This is a genomic window from Curtobacterium sp. MCPF17_001, assembly GCF_003234615.1.
Taxonomy (GTDB): Bacteria; Actinomycetota; Actinomycetes; order Actinomycetales; family Microbacteriaceae; genus Curtobacterium.
Map to the genome: position 1 here is coordinate 117,475 of NZ_QKSL01000001.1, position 20,810 is coordinate 138,284.

Sequence of the window (20,810 nt, forward strand, 5' to 3'; positions counted from 1 at the left end):
CGCCATCGTCGGCGTGGTGGAGGGACGGGAGTGCGACCAGGACCAGGCCCCGGTGGCACGTGCACAGTCAATGGCCGAAGTCGTTGGAAAAACAAACGTTCTCGTGTAAATAGTCTGTTTCTGCGGAACGGCGGAAAGCGCGGACCGACACTTCTGCCCCGTAGGCTCGGTGACGTCGGGCGGTCACCGCGCCCGGTTGACGCCGATTGGAGAAAGTCGTGCCGGACCTCAGCTCGCGCGTGCTCGAACTCATCGCCAGCGGACAGGCGTCGAGCCGCACCGAGATCGCCCAGGTGCTCGGTGCCGCCCCCTCGACCGTGTCCCACGTCGTCGGTCAGCTCCTCACGCACGGCATCCTCGCCGAGGAGGGCACCGACGTCTCCACCGGCGGCCGGCCCCGCAAGGTCCTCCGGATCGGCGGCACCGACGAGTACGCGGTCGCCGCCGACCTCGGTGGCGGTCACGTCCGGATCGGCATCGTCCTGCCGGGAGGCGCGCTCGAGTCCGTCTCGACCGTCCCGTTCGCGCTCGCCGACGGTCCGACCGCCGGCCTGGCGGCTCTCGCGGAGCTCCTCGACGCCCTGGTGACCGAACGCGGACGGGACGGACTGCGCGGAGTCGGGCTGAGCCTCCCGGGCCCGGTCGACGTCGAGGCGGGCGTCGTCGACCTGCCGAGCCGGATGCCCGGATGGAACGGCTTCCCGGTCGCCGCGTGGCTCACCGAGCACTTCGGGGTGCCGGCCGCGATCGACAATGACGCGAACTGCATGGCCGCGGGCGAGCAGACCGTGCAGCCGTCCACCCGACGCCAGGCGATCACGGTGAAGGCCGGGTCGGCGATCGGCGCCGGGATCATCATCGACGGCCACCTCTACCGCGGCTCGACCGGTGCCGCGGGCGACATCACGCACGTGCGCATCGACGCCGCCGGCGACACCCCGTGCTCGTGCGGCAACACCGGTTGCCTCGAGACGGTGGCGTCCGGCGCCGCACTCGTCCGGATCCTCCGTGAAGCCGGCGTGGACGTCAGCTCCACGCAGGACGTGGTCCGGCTGGCGTCGGAGGCGCACCCGGAGACGACCCGCGCGGTCCGCCTGGCCGGGCGGTACCTCGGCGAGGTGCTCGCCGCGAACGTGAACTTCTTCAACCCGGACGCCGTCTCCCTCGGCGGCATCCTCTCCACCCTCGATCCGTTCGTCGCCGCCGTGCGGAGCCAGCTCTACGAGAGCTGCCACCCGCTCGTGACGCAGCACCTCGTCATCGAGCGCGCATCGCTGGGCGCCGACGCCGGACTCGTCGGGGCCGGCCAGTTCGCCCTGCAGCGCGGGCTGGCGGCATCGCTCGAGGAACTGTCCACCCCCGTCCCGCTGCGCACCACCAGGAACAGGAGCACCCGTGTCTGACACCGGAACCACCGCCGACACCCGACGTCCGGTCATCGCGATCGCCGGCCTGGCCATCGAGACGTCGACGTTCACGCCGACCCGCACCCCGGCCGCCGCCTTCCACCCGGACCGTGGCGACGAGGTCGTCGCCCGGTACGACTTCCTCGCACCGCTGTCCGAGCGTGCCGAGTTCCGGGGCGCCCTGATCGGCCACGCGCTGCCCGGCGGGGTCGTGCTCCGCGAGTCCTTCGAGGAACTCAGCGCCGAGATCACCGACCGACTGTCCGCGATCGCCGCCGACACCACCATCGACGGGCTGTGGTTCGACATCCACGGCGCGATGGTGGTCGAGGGGCTCGACGACGCCGAGACCACGCTGCTCGAACGGATCCGCGCGGTGGTCGGCCCGGACGTCGTCGTGTCGGCGTCGATGGACCTGCACGGCAACGTCTCGCGCGGACTCGCCCACCAGTGCGACCTCATCACCTGCTACCGGATGGCCCCGCACGAGGACGCCCTCGAGACGAAGGAGCGCGCGGTCCGCAACCTGGTCGACGTGCTCACCACCCGGCCGGTCGGCGCACAACGGCCGCTGAAGGCCTGGATCCCGGTGCCGGTCCTGCTGCCCGGCGAGAAGACCTCGACCCGCATCGAACCCGCGGCGTCCGTCTACGCACAGGTCTCCGACGTCGAACGAGGCGAGGGCGTGCTCGACGCCGCGATCTGGGTCGGCTACGCCTGGGCCGACCAGCCCCGGAACCGTGCCGTCACCGTCGTCACCGGGTGGGACGAGGACGCCGTGAGCGCCGGGGCCGAACGGCTGGCGCGGGCGTTCTGGGACGCCCGCGAGGACTTCGCCTTCGTCGCACCGACCGGGTCGTTCGACGAGTGCCTGGCCGCCGCGCTCGCCCCCGGGGCCGCCCGCCCGTACTTCGTCTCCGACTCGGGCGACAACCCGACCGCCGGCGGCTCGGGCGACATGACCTGGGGCCTGACGCAGCTGCTCGCCCGCGACGAGTTCCGGAGTGCCGACGGCCCCGTCGTCCTCTACGCCAGCGTCCCCGGCCCCGCCGCGGTCGCCGCCTGCGTCGAGGCCGGCGTCGGGGCGATCGTCACCGTCACCGCCGGTGCCGAGGTCGACGACCTGCACGCCGGACCGCTCACCATGACCGGGCGGGTGCACGCGGTCAAGACCGGCGACCGGGACGCGCGGACCGAGGTCGTGCTGCAGGTCGGCAGCGTCTTCGCGATCCTCACCGAGCTGCGGAAGCCATACCACCACGAGCACGACTTCACCGACCTGGACCTCGACCCGCGGAGTGCCGACCTGGTCGTCGTGAAGATCGGGTACCTCGAGCCGGAGCTGTACGACATGGCCGCCGACTGGATGCTCGCGCTCACCCCCGGCGGTGTCGACCAGGACCTCGAACGCCTCGGCCACCACCGGATCGAACGGCCGGTCTTCCCCTTCGACCGGACCTTCCCCGAGCCGCCCGACCTGACCGCCCGGATCATCCCCGCGTCCGACCGACCGCTCGGAGCCCACGCATGACCGGACGCCCCGCCACCCGCTCGCTCGAGATCGCCGTCACCTCGGCGACCGGGGCCGCGACCGCACTGGCCGGGGGTGCCGACCGGGTGGAACTCTGCAGCGCCCTGGAACTCGGCGGGCTCACCCCGTCGCAGGGGCTCGTCGAGGCCGCCGTCGCCACCGGGATCCCGGTGCACGTCCTGGTCCGCTGCCGTCCGGGCGGCTTCGTGCACGACCCCGACGAGGTCGACCTGATGGAGCGCGAGCTCGTCGCCGTCCTGCGTTCCGGGGCCACCGGCGTCGTGGTCGGCGCGCTCCGCCCGGACCGCACGCTCGACGCCGACACCCTGACGCGCTTCGTGGCCGCCGCACGCACCGAACGCCCCGACGCCGAGGTCACGCTGCACCGGGCGATCGACCACGCCGCCGACCCGGTCGCCGCCGTAGCCGGACTCGCGGGCCTCGGGTTCACGCGGGTCCTCACCTCCGGTGGCGCCCCGACCGCCCTCGCCGGTGCCGACACCATCGCCCGGATGGTCGTGGCCGCGGGTCCCGTCCAGGTGATGACCGGCGCCGGGGTCACCCCGGCGGACGTCCCCGTGCTCCTCGCCACCGGCGCCGCCGCCGTGCACCTCTCGGCCAAACGTCTGGCGGACACCGCGCACGGGGGCGTCCCGATGGGCGCAGGGGACGCGGGGACCGGTCACTTCGAGACCGATGCCGAGGTGGTGCGGGCGGCACGGGCCGCAGTGGACGGACACCGCGGCTGACGCGGGCGATGGGTCGGGCGCGCCCAGGGCCTCCCGGCCGTGCCGTGCGTGCCGCGGCCTGCCGAGCGGTGAGCCGGTCAGTCCTCGGCGTGCACGCCGCCGCGGAGCGTCACGCTCGGCAGCTCCCCGAACCGTTCCCGGTACGCGCCGGAGAACCGGCCGAGGTGGGCGAAGCCCCAGTCCCGGGCGACCTCGGCGACCGCGGCGGTCGACGGGTCCGCTGACCGGAGCGCCTCGTGCACGGCGTCGAGCCGGACGTTCCGCAGGTGCGCGAGCGGGGAGACCCCGACCGAGCGGTTGAAGGACTGCTGGAGGCCGCGGGGGCTCATGCCGGCGGCAGCGGCGATGTCCGCGAGGGTGACGACGCCGTGCGCGTGCTCCTGGATGTACGTCAGGGCATCGCGGAGCCGTTCGCTGCTCGTGGTCGCGGGGACGTCCACCGGGAAGGTGGCGACGACGACGCGGGCGACGCGGAGGTTCAGCTCGGCACGCGCTCGACCCTCGACCTCCGGCGCGGTGATCGCCGTGCCGAGGGTCTGCAGCGCCGACCGGAGCGGCGCCAGGTCGGTGTCCGACTCGACCCGGCGGAACCGCAGCGGGCCGGCCACCTGCACGCCGTCGGCGGCGAGCGCCGAGCGGAGCAGCCGATCGGACAGGTGCAGCATCGACACGCGGCTGGTCGCGGCCTCGAACTCGTACCGGAGCGAGGCGGCGAGCAGGAACGGCTGGCCCGGACGCACCGCGGAGCGGACACCGTCCTCCCCGGTGATGACGGCGCTGCCGTCACCGATCCAGAACACGATGTGCGACGGTCGGGGTTCCATCGTCCCGGTGCGGGGGCCCTCCACGGCGGAACCGCTCAGGGACAGGTCGGCGTCGCCCGCGCCCGTGTAGCGGAACGCGGAGCGCTCGTCGCCGATGCCACCGCCGGTACCGTACTTGTCGTCGAGGACGGCAGGACGGGTCGCACTCGTCCCCGCCAACCGGACGGCGCGGAAGCCGTCGGGGGTCCCCGAGCTCGGGCGCACATGGGTCACGACCTGATGTTCCCATGCCCGTCCGCCGCACGCGAGCACCGCGCCGCCCGTCGTCCGCCGTCGGGGTACGCCGTCATGCGCCGCCTCGGGGTACGCCGATCGATGCCGAGCACAGTCGCCGACCGGTAGAAGGAGTCATGACCTCCTCCACGCGGAACCCGCTCGGCGTCACCCTCGTCGACGGCGGCGCCAACGTCGCCGTCTTCTCCAGCACTGCCGAGCGCATCGAGTTCTGCCGGTTCGACGACGACGGCACCGAGCACCGGACCGAGCTGACGAAGCGCACCGGCTACACCTTCCACGACGTCGTGCCGGACGTCACCGTCGGCACCCGCTACGGCTTCCGCGTCCACGGCGCCTGGGACCCGGCGAACGGCCTGCGCCACAACGCGGCGAAGCTCCTGCTCGACCCGTACGCCACCGCGATCGACGGTGACTACCGATGGGGCCAGGAGCTGTTCGGCCACGACATGAACGAGCCGGAGCAGATGGACGAGTCCGACTCGGCCGACGCCATGCCGCGCTCCGTCGTCGCCGACCGCTCGTTCGACTGGCAGGGCGACACCCGACTCGAGACCCCGCTCGCCGACACCGTCGTGTACGAGGTCCACGTGAAGGGCTTCACCAAGCAGCACCCCGACGTGCCCGAGGAGATCCGCGGCACCTACGCGGGCCTGGCACACCCGGCCGCGATCAAGCACCTCACCGACCTCGGCATCACCGCCGTCGAGCTGCTGCCGATCCACCAGTTCGTGCAGGACTCCACACTCGTGGACAAGGGCCTCCGCAACTACTGGGGCTACAACAGCATCGGCTTCTTCGCCCCCCACAACGAGTACTCCGCCTCGGGCACCGCCGGCCAGCAGGTCACGGAGTTCAAGGAGATGGTCAAGGCCCTGCACGCCGCAGGGCTCGAGGTCATCCTGGACGTCGTCTACAACCACACCGCCGAGGGCAACCACATGGGCCCGACGCTCTCCTTCAAGGGCCTCGACAACCAGTCGTACTACCGCCTGGTCGAGGGCGACGAGGCCAACTACTTCGACACCACCGGCACGGGCAACAGCCTGAATGTGTCGCACCCGAACGCGCTCGGGCTCATCACCGACTCGCTCCGCTACTGGGTCGAGGAGATGCACGTGGACGGCTTCCGCTTCGACCTCGCCACCACGCTGACCCGGCAGGACGGCGAGGCCGAGAAGCACTCCGCGTTCCTCGACATCATCCACCAGGACCCGGTACTCCGCGACGTCAAGATGATCGCCGAGCCGTGGGACACCGCGGGCTACCAGGTCGGCGGCTTCCCGGCCGACTGGTCGGAGTGGAACGGCAAGTACCGCGACGACCTCCGCTCGTTCTGGCGCGGCGACGAGGGCACGCTCGGCGACGCCGTGCAGCGCGTCCTCGGCTCCCCCGACGTCTACGAGGGCTCGCGCCGGTCGCCGCTCTGCTCGGTCGACTTCGTCACCGCGCACGACGGCTTCACGCTGGCCGACCTCACCATGTACGCCGAGAAGCACAACGAGGCGAACGGCGAGGACAACAACGACGGCGAGAGCAACAACACCTCGTTCAACGGCGGCATCGAGGGCCCGAGCGACGACGAGAGCGTCAACGACTACCGCAACCGTCAGCGGCGGAACTTCCTCGGCACGCTGCTGCTCTCGGCCGGTGTGCCGATGATCCTCGGTGGCGACGAGATCGCCCGCTCGCAGGGCGGCAACAACAACGCCTACTGCCAGGACGACGAGATCTCCTGGTTCGACTGGGCCCGCGCCGACCAGGACCTGCTCGCCTTCACGACCGCGGCCATCGCGTTCCGCAAGCAGCACGTCGCGCTCCGTCCGGAGTGGTACCGCACCGCGCCGGGCATCTCCCCCTCGACGGTGTCGGTGCTCCGTGCCGACGCGAACGACTTCGAGGACGGCGACTGGACCGACGGCGGCAACCGGGCCGTGATCCTGGTGCTCGGACAGGGCGACGACAGCATCGCGTTGCTGCTCAACGCCTCGGAGACGACCGTCGAGTTCACCCTGCCGGAGCGTCCGGGCGGCGGCTCGTGGTCCCTCGGCCTGTCGAGCGACCCCGACCAGGCCGTGGACGACGACGCGACGACCCTGCTCGTCCGCGACGCCTCCTTCACGGCCCTGCAGTAGCCCGAGAGGACAGTGAGTCCATGAGCCAGTACGAGAAGCAGGACCCGACCACCCTCTACCCGGTGCCACCGTTCCCGAAGCAGGAGCAGTCGCTGCCCGGGGCCGCGTGGAAGATGGACCCGAAGCCGGACCACGGCGAGGAGAGCTACGTCGGCAAGGGCCGGCTGGAGGGCTTCCGCGGCATCGTCACGGGTGCCGACTCCGGTATCGGCCGCGCCGCCGCGATCGGCCTGGCGCGGGAGGGCGCCGACCTGGTGCTCTCGTACCTGCCCGACGAACAGCAGGACGCGGAGGAGGTCCGCGACCTGCTGCAGGGCGAGGGCCGCACGATCGTGCTCTTCCCCGGGGACATCTCCGACGAGCAGTACTGCAGCGACCTGGTGCAGAAGGGCGTCGACGAGCTCGGCGGCCTGGACACGCTCGTCATGGTCGCCGGCCGGATGGACAGCAACGACGACATCCTGACCCTCGACACGTCGATGTTCGACTCGACCTTCAAGACGAACATCTACTCGCTGTTCTGGCTGACGAAGGCCGCGGTCCCGCACCTGGAGCCCGGCTCGACGATCGTCACGACGGGCTCGATCCAGGCGTCCACCCCGTCGCCGGACAAGATCGACTACGCCGTCTCGAAGGGTGCGATCAAGCTCTTCACCGAGGCGGTCGCCCAGCAGCTCGCGCCGAAGGGCATCCGCGTCAACTCGGTCGCCCCGGGTCCGGTGTGGACACCGCTGCAGCCGGGATCGGACGACGCCGAGACGGTGTCGACGTTCGGGCAGCAGGCGCCCTACGGGCGTCCGGGACAGCCCGCCGAGCTGGCCGCGGCGTACGTCCACCTGGTCAGTCCAGAATCGAGCTACCAGTCCGGTTCGACGATCACGGTCGCGGGCGGCACGCCCGCCTTCTGACCGACGTCCGAGTCCGGCCAGCACTGCGAAGGAGCACACGATGAGCAACGACACCACGTCGCACGACCCCGAGGGCACGCCGAAGCCGGACGGCCTCGGCGACGACGGGACCGTCCCCAACGAGCCCGAGGGCGTGGCCGCCGGGTTCGTCGGAGACGACTCGCACTTCAACCCGGAAGAGGACGCCACCGACGGTGACGCCGCTGCGGGCGACGCTGACGCCTGACCGGACGGCGAACACGCGCTGACCACATGACGGGAGGCCCGGTACCAGCTGGTACCGGGCCTCCCGTCATGTGTGTGCGCCGTGGTGCGCTCAGTGGTGCCCGTGCACCTTCGCGTGGCCGAGCCCGCGGCGCATCAGTGCCCGGTTGACGGGGGTCGTGACGACGAAGGCCAGGGCGAGGGACAGCGCCAGGGAGCCCCAGAACAGCCACTGGTCGAGCTGCGCGTCGAGGGCGCCCGGGATCGCGACGACGACCGTGTTGTCGATGACCTCCATCACCGCGATGGACAACGTGTCGGCGGCGAGCGCCACCCGGAGAGCCGCGCGCAACGACAGGCCGGAGCGGAGCACCCCACGCATGGTCAGGGCGTAGCCGAAGACGAACGCCAGCACGATCGACAGCACCACGGTGCCGGCGTTGTGCAGCCCCGTGGCGGTGCCGATGACCATGCCGAGGACCTCGCCGATCGCGCAGCCGGTCAGGCAGTGCAGCGTCGCCTGGGCCGCCGTCGACCACGTGGTCGTGTCGTGCGCGTGCCCGCTCACCGTGCGCTCCCGTCGACCGACCGGAAGCGGCGGAGGCGCAGGCTGTTCGTCAGCACGAAGACCGACGACAGTGCCATGGCGGCACCCGCGATGACGGGGTTCATCAGCCCGGCCATCGCGAGCGGGATCGCCGCGACGTTGTAGGCGAAGGCCCAGAACAGGTTCGTCCGGATGGTGTGGAGCGTGCGGCGCGACAGCCGGACGGCGTCGACGGCCGCCCGGAGGTCGGCGCGGACCAGGGTGATGTCCGCGGCCTCGACCGCGGCGTCCGTCCCGGTGCCCATCGCGATGCCCAGGTCCGCTGCGGCGAGCGCGGCCGCGTCGTTCACGCCGTCGCCCACCATGGCGACGGTGCGACCGGCGGCCTGCAGTTCGGTGACGACGCGGTACTTGTCCTCGGGTCGGACGCCGGCCGTCACCCGGCTGATGCCGACCTCGGCCGCGACACGGTGCGCGACCCCGGCGGCGTCACCGGTCAGGAGCATGGTGTCGAGGCCGAGCTCCTGCAGCCGGCGAACGGCCTCGGCCGCGCCGGGGGCGACGGTGTCGGCGACGACGACGAGCCCGCGGACCCGGCCGTCCCACGCCACCGCGACCGTGGTGCGCCCGGCCTGCTCGGCATCGGTGACGGCGACGGCCAGCGACCCGGGCATCGGGACGGACCACTCGTCGGTGAGCCAGGCCGGTCGACCGACGAGCACGAGGACACCGTCCACGACGGCCTGCACGCCGAGGCCGGCGCTCGACGCGAACGACTCCGGTCGTGCCGCATCCGGGACGGCAGCGACGAGTGCCCGGGCGATCGGGTGCTCGGAGCCGGACTCGGCGGCGGCCGCGGCGCGCAGGACGGCGTCGGCGTCCTCGCCCTCGGCGGGCAGGACGTCGGTGACGCGCATCGTGCCGGTGGTGACCGTGCCGGTCTTGTCCAGCAGGACGGTGTCGATCCGGCGGGTGGCCTCGAGGACCTGCGGGCCGCGGATGAGGATCCCGAGCTGGGACCCGCGGCCGGTGCCGACGAGGAGCGCCGTCGGTGTCGCGAGGCCGAGCGCGCAGGGACAGGCGATGACGAGCGTCGCGACTGCGGCGGTCAGGGCGGCCTCGACGTCCCCGGTGAGCACGAGCCACCCGACCAGGGTCAGTGCGGCGAGCCCGAGCACGACGGGGACGAACACCCCGGAGACCCGGTCGGCCAGGCGCTGGACGTCGGCCTTGCCGGTCTGGGCCTCGGTGACGAGCTTGCCGATCCGGGCGAGCTCGGTGTCCGCACCGACCCGGACGGCCTCGACGGTGAGCAGCCCGCCGACGTTGACGGTCGCACCGGTCACCGCGGTGCCGGGGCCGACCTCGACGGGGACGCTCTCCCCCGTCATGACGCTCGTGTCGACGGCGCTGGTCCCGTCGACGACGGTGCCGTCGGTGGCGATCCGCTCACCGGGTCGGACGACGAACCGGTCGCCGACACGGAGGGACGCGGCCGGGACCTCGACCTCCCGACCGTCGCGGAGCACCCGGGCGGTGCTGGCGCCGAGGGCGAGCAGCGCCCGCAGGGCGGCGCTGGACCGGGTCTTCGCCCGCCCCTCGGCGTACCGGCCGGCGAGCAGGAACACGGTCACGGCGGCGGCGACCTCGAGGTACGGCTCGGGGGCGGCACCACGGGGCGCGGTGAACGCGAACGTCATGTGCATGTCGGGCCCACCGGCGCCGCCGAACACGAGCGCCCACACCGACCAGAGTCCGGCGGCGACGATGCCCAGGCTGACGAGGGTGTCCATCGTCGCGGTGCCGTGCCGGGCGTTCAGTGCTGCGGCCCGGTGGAAGGGCCAGGCGCCCCAGGTCGCCACCGGGGCGGCGAGCACCAGCGCGACCCACTGCCACCAGGGGAACTGGAACGCGGGGACCATCGACAGCGCGACGACCGGGACCGCCAGGACGGTGGAGACGACCAGGCGTCGTCGGAGCGGGGCGAGGGCGTCCACGTCGGGCTGCTCGGGCTCGGGGCGGTGCGCTCCGTAGCCGGCCTGCTCGACGGTCGCGATGGCGTCGTCCACCGCGGTGCCGTCAGGCAGCGAGACCGTCGCGGTCTCGGTGGCGTAGTTCACGGTCGCCGACACCCCGGGCATCCTGTTGAGCTTGCGCTCGATGCGGTTCGCGCACGAGGCACACGTCATGCCCTCGATCGCGAGCTCGACCGCTGGAGCAGGTGCCGCCACCGGGGTCAGCGCTCCGCCAGGGTGTAGCCGGCGTCCTCGACCGCGGCGTCCACGGCCGTGCCGTCCAGGGGTGCCGCGCTCGTCACGGTCGCGGTGGAGCGGCCGCCGGCGACCAGGTCGACCTGCACGTCGGTCACGCCCGGCAACTCACGGAACGCCTCGTCGATGCTCATGACGCAGTGCTCACACGTCATGCCGTCGATGCCGTAGGTCACGGTCTGCTGCTCGGTCATCGGTCCTCCTCGTGTCGCCCGTCGGACGGGTACGATGTGCACATACCCATGGGGGGTACCCCTACCGTAACGCCGACGACGAGGATGTGTTCCCGATGAGCGACGAGACAGCACAGAGCGCGCACCACCACGGCTACATCTCCGCGAAGGACGACTACCGCAAGCGGCTGCGCCGCATCGAGGGCCAGGCGCGTGGGCTGCAGCGCATGGTGGAGGACGAGGAGTACTGCATCGACATCCTCACCCAGGTGTCCGCGATGACGAAGGCGTTGCAGGCGGTGTCGATGGGCCTGCTCGAGGACCACCTGCGTCACTGTGTCACCGACGCGGTGGCCCAGGGCGGCGACGAGGCCGAACAGAAGATCCAGGAAGCGACATTGGCCATCAAACGCCTCGTCCGGTCGTGACGGCTCCGCCTCGTGTACTGCTGGGTTCTCCCACCAAACCGACTGCTGGTCCACTCCGAATGTCCTGCGAGGCGCATGGCAACCGACCGCGTCGACTCCTGACGAAAGGTTCCTTCATGACCACCAACGCATCGACCCGCACCGACCACGGCTACGGCCGCACGCTCACGCAGAAGGGCGCGCTGGTCTTCGGCGTCGTCTTCCTCATCGTCGGCATCGCCGGCTTCATCCCCGGCCTGACCATGGACATGGGCAGCATGATGGCCGCCGGCAACGACTCGAACGCGCAGCTCCTGGGCCTGTTCCAGGTCTCCGTCCTGCACAACATCGTGCACCTGCTGTTCGGCATCGTCGGCCTGATCGCCGCTCGCTCGCACGGCTTCTCCCGCCAGTACCTGCTCGTCGGCGGCATCATCTACGCCGTGCTCTTCATCTACGGCCTGTTCACCGCCGGCATGGCCAGCGCCGCGAACTTCGTGCCGCTGAACAGCGCCGACAACGTGCTGCACCTGGTCCTCGCCGTCGCGATGATCATCCTCGGCATCGTCCTGCCGCGCGCCGGAGCCCGGACCGCCCGCTGAACACGGTGACGGTCCGCGCACCGCGCTGACGCATGACGGGAGGCCCGTGACCAGATGGTCACGGGCCTCCCGTCATGCGGTCCGGCCGTGCGACGTCGCACGGCCACTCCGTCGTCAGCCCTGCGGCGGCGAGTACAGCTGCAGGTCGTTGCCCTCGCTGTCCTTGAAGGGGATGATCTTGCCCCACGGGTGCTCGCTGATCTCGCCCTGGATGTCGGCACCGCGCTCCTTGAGCGAGGCGACCTCGTCCTCGATGCTGCCGTCCGGCTGGAACGAGACGACCGCGCCGCCGTCGCTCGACTGGCTGGCGGACTCGCGTCCGTTGAGACCGATCATCACACCGCCGGCGTCGATCTCGCTCCAGTCCTCGGACTGGTCCTTCACCGTGAGACCGAGCGTGTCGCGGTAGAACGCGACGGCGCGCTCCATGTCGCTGACCGGGACCCAGACTGCTGCGACTCCACTTGCCATGGTGTTTCCTCTCGTCGTGGTGTGCCCTGGACGCTAGGCCGCCGGGTGCCCGCGACGACCCAGCCCCGGGCGGGTTCGGGGTACATCCAGCACGGCGGCGGAGGCTCGGGGTGATCCCCCGCCGACGGTGCGGGACGTGACGGGAGGACGACCATGACCGAGATCCTGCACGTGGTGCTCGTGGACTGGGACGGCGAGGACGGGACCGCGCCGGAACGCGCGAGCGCCCTGGTCGCGGAACACCTGCCGACCATCGACGGGGTCGTGTCCGTGGCGTCCGGGCCGAGCGTCAGCCCCGAGGGGCTCGAGGGCGGCTTCGACTGGGCGCTCGTCGTCCGCTTCCGCGACGCCGCCGCCCGGGACGCCTACCTGCCGCACCCGGCGCACCAGCCGGTGGCGGACCACATCGGGGCGCGGAGCGCGCGGGTGGTCGTCTTCGACGTCACGGGCTGATCCGATCCCCAACCGGGACGGGGTCGCCGTCAGCGCACGCTGGCGTGCACGGAAGCGGTCCGTCAGCGGAGCGTTCCCGGGGCGAGGGCAGCGAAGGCGTCCTCGACGAGGTCGCCGAGGCGCTCAGCTCCGCCACTCTCGACCCATCCGTCGTACGCGACGATGACGCACCCGAGGGCAGCCATCACGAGTGTCTGCACCGCGATGCGTCGCAACTGGCTGCCGGCCGCACGTTCGACGAGCAGGGCAGCGAGTCCTGCTCGCCAGGTTGCCTGCTTCTCGTGGAGCCGAGCCCACAACGCGGGCGTCGACCAGACCAGGTCGAGTCGCGCCAGGCCTGTCGCTGGGTCGTCCTCGATCAGGGTCACGGCGGGCCGGACCGCATGACGAAGAGCAGTCCAGGTGTCCTCCGAGTCCGGACGCTCCCGGAGGGCGTGCGCCATCTGCTCGCCGAGGGGGTCGAAGACGTGGAGGACGACGTCCTCCTTGCTGCCGAAGTAGCGCAAGAAGGTGCTCCGCGAAACCCCCGCGCGGCCGGCCAGGTCCTCGAACGTGACGGCATCGAAGCCTGACTCCAGGAAGCAACGGAGTCCGATGCTGCCCAGCTCGTCCCGCACCGCCGCTCGTCCGATCGCTCGCGTGCTCATGGCGTTCATGCGTCGATCCTACGAGCAGGTGGACTCACTTGCAGTCGTGGTACGGAGTGCTTATGGTGATACTCAGTGTCAGACTCGACGCTCGGCGTCACCGCTGTACCTCCTGAGGAAGAAGCCCCATGACCTACGACCTGCCCGCTCTTCGTGTCACCGTCACCGACGGCGTCGCGAACGTCTCCATCGACAACCCGCCGCTGAACCTCTCCGACGGCACCCTGCTGCCGTCGCTCCGCCGGTTCGTCGCCCAGGTCCGTGATGACGAGGACGTGCGCGTCATCGTCTTCGACAGCGCCGACCCGGACATCTTCATCGCTCACGGCGACACCCGGTTCATCACCGAACCCGACGTCATGGCCACAGCGGTCGCCGCGGCGATGGAGGCGAACCCGGACGCGGAGTTCCCCGCCGACCTCAACCTCATGCAGGTCGTCCACGAGGAGGTCCGCTCGCTTCCGCAGGTCACGATCGGCAAGCTCACCGGCCTCGCCCGAGGTGGTGGCAACGAGTTCCTGATGGCCCTCGACATGCGCTTCGCCGCCATCGGCACGGCCGGGCAGGCGCAGCCGGAGGTGCTGATGGACATCATGGCCGGCGGTGGAGGCACCCAGTACCTCACCGCACTCGTGGGGCGGGCGCGTGCACTCGAGATCCTCCTCGGTGCGCAACTCGTCGATGCCGAACTCGCGGAGCGGTACGGCCTCGTCAACCGAGCGCTCCCCGCGGACGAGATCCACGCCTTCGTCGACGCGTTGGCCCGTCGGATCGCCGGCCTGCAGCCCGCGGTCGTGTCTGCGGTCAAGGAGGCGGTGAACGCCGCCCCGAGTGCGATCACCCGGACGGGCCTGGCCGCGGAGAACGCGCTCCTCGGCCCGTTGTTCACCCCGGCCGCAGCCGACCGCGCGCACGTCCTGCTCGCCGCTGGCATGCAGACCCGCGATGGCGAGCTCGACCTCGAATCAGTGATCAGCGGCCTCTGATCCGATCGCGGCGCTGAGCGCGGACCACCGGGCCGAGCACAGCGCACGACGGACGGGAGGCACGTGGCGGGGTCGCCACGGGCCTCCCGTCCGTCTCCGGTCAGGTCAGCCGGCGGTGCGGAACCGGTCGGGTCGGGCCTGGAACCAGCGGATCAGCTCGCGGAGCGCCGGTGAGGCGTTCGAGGGCACCGCGTCCGGTGCCGGGGTCTCCGTGGAGATCGACTCGACGTCGTCGAACGTGGCGCGGTAGCCCGGCACGTCCTCCAGGTCCGTGGCGGACGTCGGCGCGAACGCCATCGTCCACGCCGGGAACTGCCGCTCCTCGATGATGTCCTCGAGCAGCATCGTGACCTTCGTGTGTCGCGGATCGGTCTTGATCGTGGCCATCTTCGACCGCACCGCCGCGTCCGGGCCCTCCAGCACCTGCAGGAAGTAGCCGTTCCGGAACAGCAGCATCCCGGTGACGTCGTTCCGCTCGTTCGCGGTCCGGCTCTGCGAGAGCAGGGCGGCCAGCTCGGCGTCGTCGAAGGTGTCGGTCGCGACACTGGAGTAGATCAGCGACAGCATCAGGGCACCGCTTCCGGTTCAGCAGCCCGACACACCCGCGGAGGACGGGCGAGGAACCGGATGCCAGCGAACTCCGGCGTGGCTGGGAGCTGGGCGGCGCTGTCCGCTGGGGGGCGGTGACATCGGGGCGACTCGTCAGGGTCGGCCGTCCTCCGCGTCCACGACGCCCGGGGTCGGGGTGGTGCCGGAGAAGTCATCACGCATCGTGCCGACACCGCGCTGCGGGTGTGCGCGGTCGAGGTGCTTCGCGCGGGACGCCTTCCGCGGCTCAGGGTCCGTGTGCATGGCGGTGTTCCGGTCCTGCTGCAGGGCGGTCTGGACCTCGCCCTCGCGGTTGAACGACCACATCAGCATCGGGTCGCCGACCGGCAGCGGATCGGCCTCGTGCCCGCCCATCGGTGCGCTGTGCCAGGTGTGCCAGGTCTTGCCGTAGGAGTTGACCAGGTGGCCCATCAGCTCGGTCTCGACCGGGATCGGCAGGCCGGGGGCGACGAGCTCGCCGGAGAACACCTCGTGGTTGTGGGGGTGCCAGGACGGCTTCTCGTCCTCGGGCAGCGAGTCGAACAGCCGCTCGGACACGATGTACTCGATGCCGATGAGGTTGGCGTCCGCGGTGTTGCCGTCGAACAGCACGCACTGCAGCATCTCGGCGTTCACCACCTTGCAGTAGTGGTGCGCCTCCATCTGCACGTCGGGTTCGCCCTTCACGCAGTGGAAGCCGACGACGTACACGTCGAACCCCTTCAGGGGGTCCGTCGGCTGCAGCAGGTCGGCACCACGGTCGAGGAGCGCGAGGCGGAAGCCCCCGTCCTCACCGGGCGGCCGGACCCCCGTCGAACGGTCGTGGACGGTGGGGTTCCAGGGCACCGGTCAGCCCTCCTCGGGCTCCGCCGGCTCGCCGCCGGAGTCCACGTCACTGTCCTGCTGGGGGTCCTGGGTGGCGTTCCCCGAGGCGGAGCCGTCGGGCAGGTCCTCGGTGCGCTGGGCCTCCTGGTCGGTCACGCCATCCGGGCCGGTTCCGTTCGTTGCATCGCTCATGGGGCGGACGCTACGCGCGTCGTGGTGCGCGGGAGGTCAGTCGTCCCGCCCGCAGCGGGTCAGTCGTCCCGACGGCCGGTGCGCAGGCCCTCGAACTGGTCGTCGCGCCACTCGCCCTCGACGGGCGCGCCGCCCACCGCCGCCTGCTCCCGGGCGCGGAGTTCGACACGGCGGATCTTGCCGGACACGGTCTTCGGCAGCGCACCGAACTCGACCCGGCGCACCCGCTGCCAGGCCGGCATCGCGGTCCGGGCGTGCGCCAGGATGCTCCGCGCGGTCTCGGCGGTCGGCTCCCACCCGGCGGCGAGCGTGACGTACGCCTTCACGACGTTGAGCCGCGACTCGTGCGGGGCCGGGACGACGGCGGACTCGGCGACCGCGGGGTGCTGGAGCAGGGCGCTCTCGACCTCGAACGGCGACACCTTGTAGTCCGAGGACTTGAAGACGTCGTCGGTGCGCCCGACGAACGTCAGCGAACCGTCCTCGTGTCGGGTGGCGACGTCACCCGTGTGGAAGAACCCACCGCGCAGGGCGTCGTCGGTCCGCTCGGGGGCATCGAGGTACCCGGCCATCAGGTTGAGCGGCCGGGTGGTCAGGTCCAGGCAGACCTCGCCCTCGGTGACACCCGGTTCCCCGGTCACCGGGTCCAGGAGCTCGATCGCGACGCCGGGCAGGCCGTGGCCCATCGCCCCGGGGCGGACGGTGTCGCCGGGGGCGTTGCCGACGATCGCGGTGGTCTCGGTCTGGCCGTAGCCGTCACGGATCGTCCGACCCCAGGCCTCCTCGACCATGCGGATCACCTCGGGGTTGAGGGGCTCACCGGCGGAGACCACCTCGCGCAGTGCCCGCGGGCGCGCGCCGAGGTCGGCCTGGATGAGCAGGCGCCACACGGTCGGCGGAGCGCAGAACGAGGTGACCTCGGCCCGCTCGAGCTGGTGCAGCAGGGCGGCCGGGTCGAAGCGCTCCTGGTTGTGGACGAAGACCGTGGCCTCGGCGATCCACGGGGCGAAGAAGCAGCTCCACGCGTGCTTGCCCCAGCCGGGCGAACTGATCGCCAGGTGCACGTCGCCCGGCTGCAGCCCGATCCAGTACATGGTCGTGAGGTGTCCGACCGGGTACGAGGTCTGCGTGTGCACGACCATCTTCGGCTTGTCGGTCGTGCCCGAGGTGAAGTACACCAGGCACGGGTCGGAGGCCGCGGTCACGACCTCCGGGCGCCACTCGTCCGCGGGCGCGGGTTCGCCGAGGTCGGCCGGGTACGACGTCCACCCGTCTGCGCTCCCCCCGACGACGATGCGCGTGAAGTCACCCGTGACGTCGGCGTACTTCGGGGTCTCGCGGAACGTCGTGACCACGTGGGCGACCCGTCCGCGGTCGATCCGGTCCTGCAGGTCCGCGGCCCCGAGCATGGTCGAGGTCGGCAGGATCACGGCGCCGACCTTCATCACCGCGAGCATCGACTCCCAGAGCTCGAGCTGGTTGTCGAGCATGAGCAGGACGTGGTCGCCCTTGCCGACGCCGAGGTCGTGCAGCCGTGCCGCCAGTCGGTCCGAGCGCGCGGACATCTCGGCGTAGGTGGTGTGCGACTCGCGGCCGTCCTCCTCGACGATCACCAGTGCTTCCCGATCGTTGCCCTGCGCGATGACGTCGAACCAGTCGATCGCCCAGTTGAACGTCTCGCCGACGTCGGGCCAGCGGAAGTCCCGGCGTGCCGCGGCACTGTCGGAGCGGGCGTGCAGCAGGACGTCTCGGGCGGCGCGGAAGGCGGAGGCAGGTTCGGTGCGCATCCTCTGACCTTGCCCCATCCCGCTCGGGATGCCCAGCAGGACACAGTCGTTAGCGCATCCGGACATGGCGAGTCAACCCCTCGCGGACAGGACGCTGCCGTCCGTACGGTCTTCGATGGTGCGCTCTGTCTGCGCGCCCGGACGGGAAGGACGCGGATGACCACGATCGACGACACCGCGCCCGACCGCTCGACAGCCGGCGACCGCAGCACCGTCCGCATCGAGGCGATCGGCGGGTCGCCCGACACCGCCGTCGTGGACCTCAGCGGCTTCTACGCGGGACGGCACTGGTCGGCGCGGACCACGGACCGACCCTTCTCGTACCGCTACACGGCGGTGGGCGATGCCGACGTCACGCTCCGTCGCTCCCAGATCTCCGGATCGATCCGCGGCCTGATCGGCGCGTCCGACGACTACATCGTGCAGTGGCTCACCGCCGGCAACGGGATCCCCGACGTCGTCCACGACCGCGTCCCGATGGCCGGCGACGTCCCGATGCTCTTCCCGACCGCTCGCGAGTTCGTGTTCGAGTACGAGGACTACGACCAGCGTGTGGTCCACATGTCCCGCCGACTGGTGCACGAGGTCGCCGACGAGCTGTTCCACACCGGACAGGTCCCCGACCTCGGCATCGACCACCTGCGCACCCTCGACCCCGCCGCCGTGACCCAGTGGCGGAACAGCCTGGCCCTGCTGTCCCGCGAACTCCGTGTCGGCGGTGTGGACAGCCTCCTGTGGCACACGCTGACCCGCGGGACGGCCGCCGCGTTCCTCCGGATGTACCCGCCGACGGTCACCGCGCTGCCGCCCGCCGTGTTCCTGCCCCGTCGCGCACGCCTGCGTGCCGCGGTCGAGTTCGTGCACGAGCACGTCGCCGAGCCCCTCAACGTCTCGGACGTCGCCCGGGCCGCGGGGCTCAGCGTCCGCGCCACCCAGGAGGCCTTCCAGCGCCACGTCGGGATGACCCCGCTCCGCTACCTGCAGCACGTGCGACTCGAACGGGTGCGACGGGAGCTGCTGGAGACGGACGCGACGACGGGGTCGGTGCAGGCGATCGCCCGAGCGTGGGGGTTCGCGCACCTCGGCCGGTTCTCCGCCGCGTACCGGAACGCCTACGGCGAGTACCCGCGGAACACCCTGCGGCGCTGACGGGGCGGCGGGCCGCGCAGCAGCGCACCACAGTGTGCGCCGCGCGCCCGCGTGCTCCGCGTCTCAGTCGAAGCCGTCGAACCCCTCAGCGCGCAGGTCCGGGTCCTCGTGCACCGGCCGGACCGGCCCGGCCAGCACCGCCAGCCGACGCACCTGCTCGATGAAGTCCGCGTCGTCGACACCCGCGTCGTCGACCCCCGCGTCGTCGACGGAACCCTCCCGTGCGTCGTCCGCTGCGGGCCCCACGGTGATCTGGCTGGCGGGACCGAGCAGCAGCGTCTCGATGCTGGGTCGTCCGCGCTCGTCGACCGTCGGGACGTCGACGGTGTCGGTCTTCCGGTTCGCCCCGAGGACGGCGGCGTACCTGATGACGGCGTCGGCAGCACCGTTCGTGGTCCGGATCGCCCGGCCGGCGTAGTGGATGTCCTTCACCGTCCCAGTGAACGCAGCCCGGATGCACCCGGTCCCAGGCTCGGGCGACCGGTCGTGGAACACGCAGGGGCCCCTCGGTGTTGCACCCGGTACTGTCGCAGCCAGCGTCACGAACCACGGAGGTACCGATGCCCACCACCGAGACCGCGATCCTCGCCGGCGGATGTTTCTGGGGAGCACAGCAGCTGCTCCGCCGACGCCCGGGCGTCATCAGCACACGCGTCGGCTACTCCGGCGGCGACGTCCCCAACGCCACCTACCGCAACCACGGCACGCACGCCGAGGCCGTCGAGATCGTCTTCGACTCCTCGGTGATCTCGTACCGCGAGCTCCTCGAGTTCTTCTTCCAGATCCACGACCCGTCCACCAAGGACCGGCAGGGCAACGACGTGGGTGTCAGCTACCGTTCGGCGATCTTCTTCGCCTCGGACGAGCAGCGTGACGTCGCGCTCGACACCATCGCGGACGTCGACGCGTCGGGCATCTGGCCGGGCAAGGTCGTCACCGAGGTCGCTCCGGTCGGCCCGTTCTGGGAGGCCGAGGAGGAGCACCAGGACTACCTCGAGAAGGACCCCTACGGGTACACGTGCCACTTCGTGCGCCCGAACTGGGTGCTCCCGAAGCGCAGCGAGACGGCTGCCACGGCCTGACGCCCAGCGCGAGCAGAAACGGAACGGGAGGCCCGGTACCAGCTGGTACCGGGCCTCCCGTCCGTCGCACGGCGAGATCCGCCTACAAGAAGAGCCTTCGGTCACCGCCGCGGTGCCGCTCACGTCGTCCGGTCTGACATCGTGCCTCCCCGCAGCCGAGGACCTGAAGCGACTCAGTCCTTCGACATCCGCACGGTGGCTGTGGTACCCGCGATCGTCACGGGGAAGCTGATCTCCTCGTCGTCGTAGACGAAGTCCTTCGTGGGATCAGTGGAGGCCAGGAGGGCCGAAGCCGTCGCCGCCTCATCGCGCTTCGACGTCCACGTGTACTTTTCGGATCCGTCGGTCGGCGGCGTATACGTCCCGACCCAGAAGAGGGACCTGGTGTCACCGTTGTCCGTCACGAACTCCACCGTGATGGTGTCTGCCGTGATGGTTGCGCTGGTGTACCCGTCCGCACTCGCTGAGTTGTTCTGCTTCCAGGTACCGACGAGATCAGGCGCGGTGGGAGTGGGAGTGGGAGTCGTCGTCGAAGTGTCCGCCGCCGCGGTCGAGGACTGCTTCGACTCGGCACCGGAATTCGTTGAACCAGCGGCGCTGCACCCGCTCAGGACGAGAACTGCAGCGATCATGACCGGTC

At 71.2% G+C, this 20,810-nt stretch carries 24 protein-coding genes; 12 read left to right on the forward strand and 12 right to left on the reverse strand.

Going from position 1 to position 20,810, the window contains the following annotated elements; all coding sequences use genetic code 11:
- The first annotated feature begins 218 nt into the window (after positions 1 to 218).
- The 3 genes from DEJ24_RS00605 to DEJ24_RS00615 are packed head-to-tail and all read left to right on the forward strand — an operon-like array spanning position 219 to position 3,686.
- The gene (locus DEJ24_RS00605; protein ID WP_111044470.1) at positions 219 to 1,403 is read left to right on the forward strand and encodes an ROK family protein; all 1,185 of its coding nucleotides are present in this window, start codon (positions 219 to 221) and stop codon (positions 1,401 to 1,403) included.
- Positions 1,396 to 2,937, forward strand: coding sequence for a M81 family metallopeptidase (locus tag DEJ24_RS00610; RefSeq protein ID WP_111076840.1), 1,542 nt, complete (start codon positions 1,396 to 1,398; stop codon positions 2,935 to 2,937). The genes DEJ24_RS00605 and DEJ24_RS00610 overlap by 8 nt, the downstream gene beginning before the upstream one ends.
- Complete coding sequence (locus DEJ24_RS00615) at positions 2,934 to 3,686, forward strand: copper homeostasis protein CutC (RefSeq protein ID WP_111076841.1); 753 nt, start codon at positions 2,934 to 2,936, stop codon at positions 3,684 to 3,686. The genes DEJ24_RS00610 and DEJ24_RS00615 overlap by 4 nt, the downstream gene beginning before the upstream one ends.
- Positions 3,687 to 3,763: 77 nt before the next feature.
- Here the strand turns inward: DEJ24_RS00615 and DEJ24_RS17090 are convergent, their stop codons facing one another.
- Positions 3,764 to 4,723: an AraC family transcriptional regulator gene (locus DEJ24_RS17090; protein WP_220034473.1), complete on the reverse strand. Its 960-nt coding sequence runs from the start codon at positions 4,721 to 4,723 to the stop codon at positions 3,764 to 3,766.
- A 137-nt stretch (positions 4,724 to 4,860) separates the two neighbouring features.
- Here DEJ24_RS17090 and glgX point away from each other — a divergent pair, with 137 nt between their 5' ends.
- The 3 genes from glgX to DEJ24_RS00635 are packed head-to-tail and all read left to right on the forward strand — an operon-like array spanning position 4,861 to position 8,013.
- Positions 4,861 to 6,879: a glycogen debranching protein GlgX gene (glgX, locus tag DEJ24_RS00625; RefSeq protein WP_111076842.1), complete on the forward strand. Its 2,019-nt coding sequence runs from the start codon at positions 4,861 to 4,863 to the stop codon at positions 6,877 to 6,879.
- A gap of 20 nt (positions 6,880 to 6,899) precedes the next feature.
- The gene (locus DEJ24_RS00630; RefSeq protein WP_111076843.1) at positions 6,900 to 7,787 is read left to right on the forward strand and encodes an SDR family oxidoreductase; all 888 of its coding nucleotides are present in this window, start codon (positions 6,900 to 6,902) and stop codon (positions 7,785 to 7,787) included.
- 40 nt (positions 7,788 to 7,827) lie between these two features.
- On the forward strand, positions 7,828 to 8,013 hold the full coding sequence (locus DEJ24_RS00635; protein WP_111076844.1) for a hypothetical protein: 186 nt from the start codon (positions 7,828 to 7,830) through the stop codon (positions 8,011 to 8,013).
- Positions 8,014 to 8,103: 90 nt separating this feature from the next.
- Here the strand turns inward: DEJ24_RS00635 and DEJ24_RS00640 are convergent, their stop codons facing one another.
- The 3 genes from DEJ24_RS00640 to DEJ24_RS00650 are packed head-to-tail and all read right to left on the reverse strand — an operon-like array spanning position 8,104 to position 11,002.
- Positions 8,104 to 8,559 (reverse strand): DUF4396 domain-containing protein, encoded by a 456-nt coding sequence (locus tag DEJ24_RS00640; protein WP_111076845.1) that lies wholly within the window; start codon positions 8,557 to 8,559, stop codon positions 8,104 to 8,106.
- On the reverse strand, positions 8,556 to 10,769 hold the full coding sequence (locus DEJ24_RS00645; RefSeq protein ID WP_258374579.1) for a cation-translocating P-type ATPase: 2,214 nt from the start codon (positions 10,767 to 10,769) through the stop codon (positions 8,556 to 8,558). The genes DEJ24_RS00640 and DEJ24_RS00645 overlap by 4 nt, the downstream gene beginning before the upstream one ends.
- A 5-nt stretch (positions 10,770 to 10,774) precedes the next feature.
- On the reverse strand, positions 10,775 to 11,002 hold the full coding sequence (locus DEJ24_RS00650; protein ID WP_111076846.1) for a heavy-metal-associated domain-containing protein: 228 nt from the start codon (positions 11,000 to 11,002) through the stop codon (positions 10,775 to 10,777).
- Positions 11,003 to 11,097: 95 nt separating this feature from the next.
- Between DEJ24_RS00650 and DEJ24_RS00655 the strand changes: the two genes are divergently transcribed.
- Together DEJ24_RS00655 and DEJ24_RS00660 are read left to right on the forward strand one after the other, a co-directional pair.
- Positions 11,098 to 11,409 carry a metal-sensitive transcriptional regulator gene (locus DEJ24_RS00655; RefSeq protein ID WP_111077080.1) on the forward strand — a complete coding sequence of 104 codons (312 nt, stop codon included), beginning with the start codon at positions 11,098 to 11,100 and terminating at the stop codon, positions 11,407 to 11,409.
- A gap of 116 nt (positions 11,410 to 11,525) precedes the next feature.
- The gene (locus DEJ24_RS00660; RefSeq protein WP_111076847.1) at positions 11,526 to 11,990 is read left to right on the forward strand and encodes a DUF4383 domain-containing protein; all 465 of its coding nucleotides are present in this window, start codon (positions 11,526 to 11,528) and stop codon (positions 11,988 to 11,990) included.
- Between the two features lie 114 nt (positions 11,991 to 12,104).
- Here DEJ24_RS00660 and DEJ24_RS00665 read toward each other — a convergent pair whose 3' ends face one another.
- Positions 12,105 to 12,461 (reverse strand): VOC family protein, encoded by a 357-nt coding sequence (locus DEJ24_RS00665; RefSeq protein ID WP_111076848.1) that lies wholly within the window; start codon positions 12,459 to 12,461, stop codon positions 12,105 to 12,107.
- Positions 12,462 to 12,614: 153 nt separating this feature from the next.
- Between DEJ24_RS00665 and DEJ24_RS00670 the strand changes: the two genes are divergently transcribed.
- Positions 12,615 to 12,914: a Dabb family protein gene (locus DEJ24_RS00670; protein WP_111076849.1), complete on the forward strand. Its 300-nt coding sequence runs from the start codon at positions 12,615 to 12,617 to the stop codon at positions 12,912 to 12,914.
- A gap of 62 nt (positions 12,915 to 12,976) precedes the next feature.
- Here the strand turns inward: DEJ24_RS00670 and DEJ24_RS00675 are convergent, their stop codons facing one another.
- Complete coding sequence (locus DEJ24_RS00675; RefSeq protein ID WP_111076850.1) at positions 12,977 to 13,570, reverse strand: TetR family transcriptional regulator; 594 nt, start codon at positions 13,568 to 13,570, stop codon at positions 12,977 to 12,979.
- A gap of 119 nt (positions 13,571 to 13,689) precedes the next feature.
- Between DEJ24_RS00675 and DEJ24_RS00680 the strand changes: the two genes are divergently transcribed.
- Positions 13,690 to 14,547 (forward strand): enoyl-CoA hydratase/isomerase family protein, encoded by an 858-nt coding sequence (locus DEJ24_RS00680; protein WP_111076851.1) that lies wholly within the window; start codon positions 13,690 to 13,692, stop codon positions 14,545 to 14,547.
- Positions 14,548 to 14,652: 105 nt separating this feature from the next.
- Here the strand turns inward: DEJ24_RS00680 and DEJ24_RS00685 are convergent, their stop codons facing one another.
- The 4 genes from DEJ24_RS00685 to DEJ24_RS00695 form a co-directional block, all read right to left on the reverse strand.
- Positions 14,653 to 15,114 (reverse strand): BLUF domain-containing protein, encoded by a 462-nt coding sequence (locus DEJ24_RS00685; protein ID WP_111076852.1) that lies wholly within the window; start codon positions 15,112 to 15,114, stop codon positions 14,653 to 14,655.
- 135 nt (positions 15,115 to 15,249) lie between these two features.
- Positions 15,250 to 15,981: an OBAP family protein gene (locus DEJ24_RS00690; RefSeq protein WP_111076853.1), complete on the reverse strand. Its 732-nt coding sequence runs from the start codon at positions 15,979 to 15,981 to the stop codon at positions 15,250 to 15,252.
- 3 nt (positions 15,982 to 15,984) lie between these two features.
- Positions 15,985 to 16,152 (reverse strand): hypothetical protein, encoded by a 168-nt coding sequence (locus DEJ24_RS16700; RefSeq protein ID WP_181432843.1) that lies wholly within the window; start codon positions 16,150 to 16,152, stop codon positions 15,985 to 15,987.
- Positions 16,153 to 16,211: 59 nt separating this feature from the next.
- Positions 16,212 to 17,939 carry an AMP-binding protein gene (locus tag DEJ24_RS00695; protein ID WP_111076854.1) on the reverse strand — a complete coding sequence of 576 codons (1,728 nt, stop codon included), beginning with the start codon at positions 17,937 to 17,939 and terminating at the stop codon, positions 16,212 to 16,214.
- Between the two features lie 156 nt (positions 17,940 to 18,095).
- Between DEJ24_RS00695 and DEJ24_RS00700 the strand changes: the two genes are divergently transcribed.
- A complete protein-coding gene (locus DEJ24_RS00700) occupies positions 18,096 to 19,088 on the forward strand; it encodes a helix-turn-helix transcriptional regulator (RefSeq protein ID WP_111076855.1) in 993 nt (330 codons plus the stop codon).
- Positions 19,089 to 19,151: 63 nt separating this feature from the next.
- On the opposite strand, the gene DEJ24_RS00705 is transcribed toward DEJ24_RS00700, so the two are convergent.
- A complete protein-coding gene (locus DEJ24_RS00705) occupies positions 19,152 to 19,520 on the reverse strand; it encodes a hypothetical protein (RefSeq protein WP_146242588.1) in 369 nt (122 codons plus the stop codon).
- A 128-nt stretch (positions 19,521 to 19,648) separates the two neighbouring features.
- Here DEJ24_RS00705 and msrA point away from each other — a divergent pair, with 128 nt between their 5' ends.
- Positions 19,649 to 20,170 (forward strand): peptide-methionine (S)-S-oxide reductase MsrA, encoded by a 522-nt coding sequence (gene msrA / locus DEJ24_RS00710; RefSeq protein WP_111076857.1) that lies wholly within the window; start codon positions 19,649 to 19,651, stop codon positions 20,168 to 20,170.
- 173 nt (positions 20,171 to 20,343) lie between these two features.
- Here msrA and DEJ24_RS00715 read toward each other — a convergent pair whose 3' ends face one another.
- Positions 20,344 to 20,802: a hypothetical protein gene (locus DEJ24_RS00715; RefSeq protein ID WP_258374581.1), complete on the reverse strand. Its 459-nt coding sequence runs from the start codon at positions 20,800 to 20,802 to the stop codon at positions 20,344 to 20,346.
- Between the last annotated feature and the right edge of the window lie 8 nt (positions 20,803 to 20,810).

Excerpts from the sequence above, each read along its gene's own strand:
- DEJ24_RS00615 (WP_111076841.1), top strand. The coding sequence starts at position 2,934 with ATGACCGGACGCCCCGCCACCCGCTCGCTCGAGATCGCCGTCACCTCG.
- glgX (WP_111076842.1), top strand. The coding sequence starts at position 4,861 with ATGACCTCCTCCACGCGGAACCCGCTCGGCGTCACCCTCGTCGACGGC.
- DEJ24_RS00630 (WP_111076843.1), top strand. The coding sequence starts at position 6,900 with ATGAGCCAGTACGAGAAGCAGGACCCGACCACCCTCTACCCGGTGCCA.
- DEJ24_RS00635 (WP_111076844.1), top strand. The coding sequence starts at position 7,828 with ATGAGCAACGACACCACGTCGCACGACCCCGAGGGCACGCCGAAGCCG.
- DEJ24_RS00650 (WP_111076846.1), bottom strand. The coding sequence starts at position 11,002 with ATGACCGAGCAGCAGACCGTGACCTACGGCATCGACGGCATGACGTGT.
- DEJ24_RS00655 (WP_111077080.1), top strand. The coding sequence starts at position 11,098 with ATGAGCGACGAGACAGCACAGAGCGCGCACCACCACGGCTACATCTCC.
- DEJ24_RS00660 (WP_111076847.1), top strand. The coding sequence starts at position 11,526 with ATGACCACCAACGCATCGACCCGCACCGACCACGGCTACGGCCGCACG.
- DEJ24_RS00665 (WP_111076848.1), bottom strand. The coding sequence starts at position 12,461 with ATGGCAAGTGGAGTCGCAGCAGTCTGGGTCCCGGTCAGCGACATGGAG.
- DEJ24_RS00670 (WP_111076849.1), top strand. The coding sequence starts at position 12,615 with ATGACCGAGATCCTGCACGTGGTGCTCGTGGACTGGGACGGCGAGGAC.
- DEJ24_RS00675 (WP_111076850.1), bottom strand. The coding sequence starts at position 13,570 with ATGAACGCCATGAGCACGCGAGCGATCGGACGAGCGGCGGTGCGGGAC.
- DEJ24_RS00680 (WP_111076851.1), top strand. The coding sequence starts at position 13,690 with ATGACCTACGACCTGCCCGCTCTTCGTGTCACCGTCACCGACGGCGTC.
- DEJ24_RS00685 (WP_111076852.1), bottom strand. The coding sequence starts at position 15,114 with ATGCTGTCGCTGATCTACTCCAGTGTCGCGACCGACACCTTCGACGAC.
- DEJ24_RS16700 (WP_181432843.1), bottom strand. The coding sequence starts at position 16,152 with ATGAGCGATGCAACGAACGGAACCGGCCCGGATGGCGTGACCGACCAG.
- DEJ24_RS00695 (WP_111076854.1), bottom strand. The coding sequence starts at position 17,939 with ATGCGCACCGAACCTGCCTCCGCCTTCCGCGCCGCCCGAGACGTCCTG.
- DEJ24_RS00700 (WP_111076855.1), top strand. The coding sequence starts at position 18,096 with ATGACCACGATCGACGACACCGCGCCCGACCGCTCGACAGCCGGCGAC.
- msrA (WP_111076857.1), top strand. The coding sequence starts at position 19,649 with ATGCCCACCACCGAGACCGCGATCCTCGCCGGCGGATGTTTCTGGGGA.
- DEJ24_RS00715 (WP_258374581.1), bottom strand. The coding sequence starts at position 20,802 with ATGATCGCTGCAGTTCTCGTCCTGAGCGGGTGCAGCGCCGCTGGTTCA.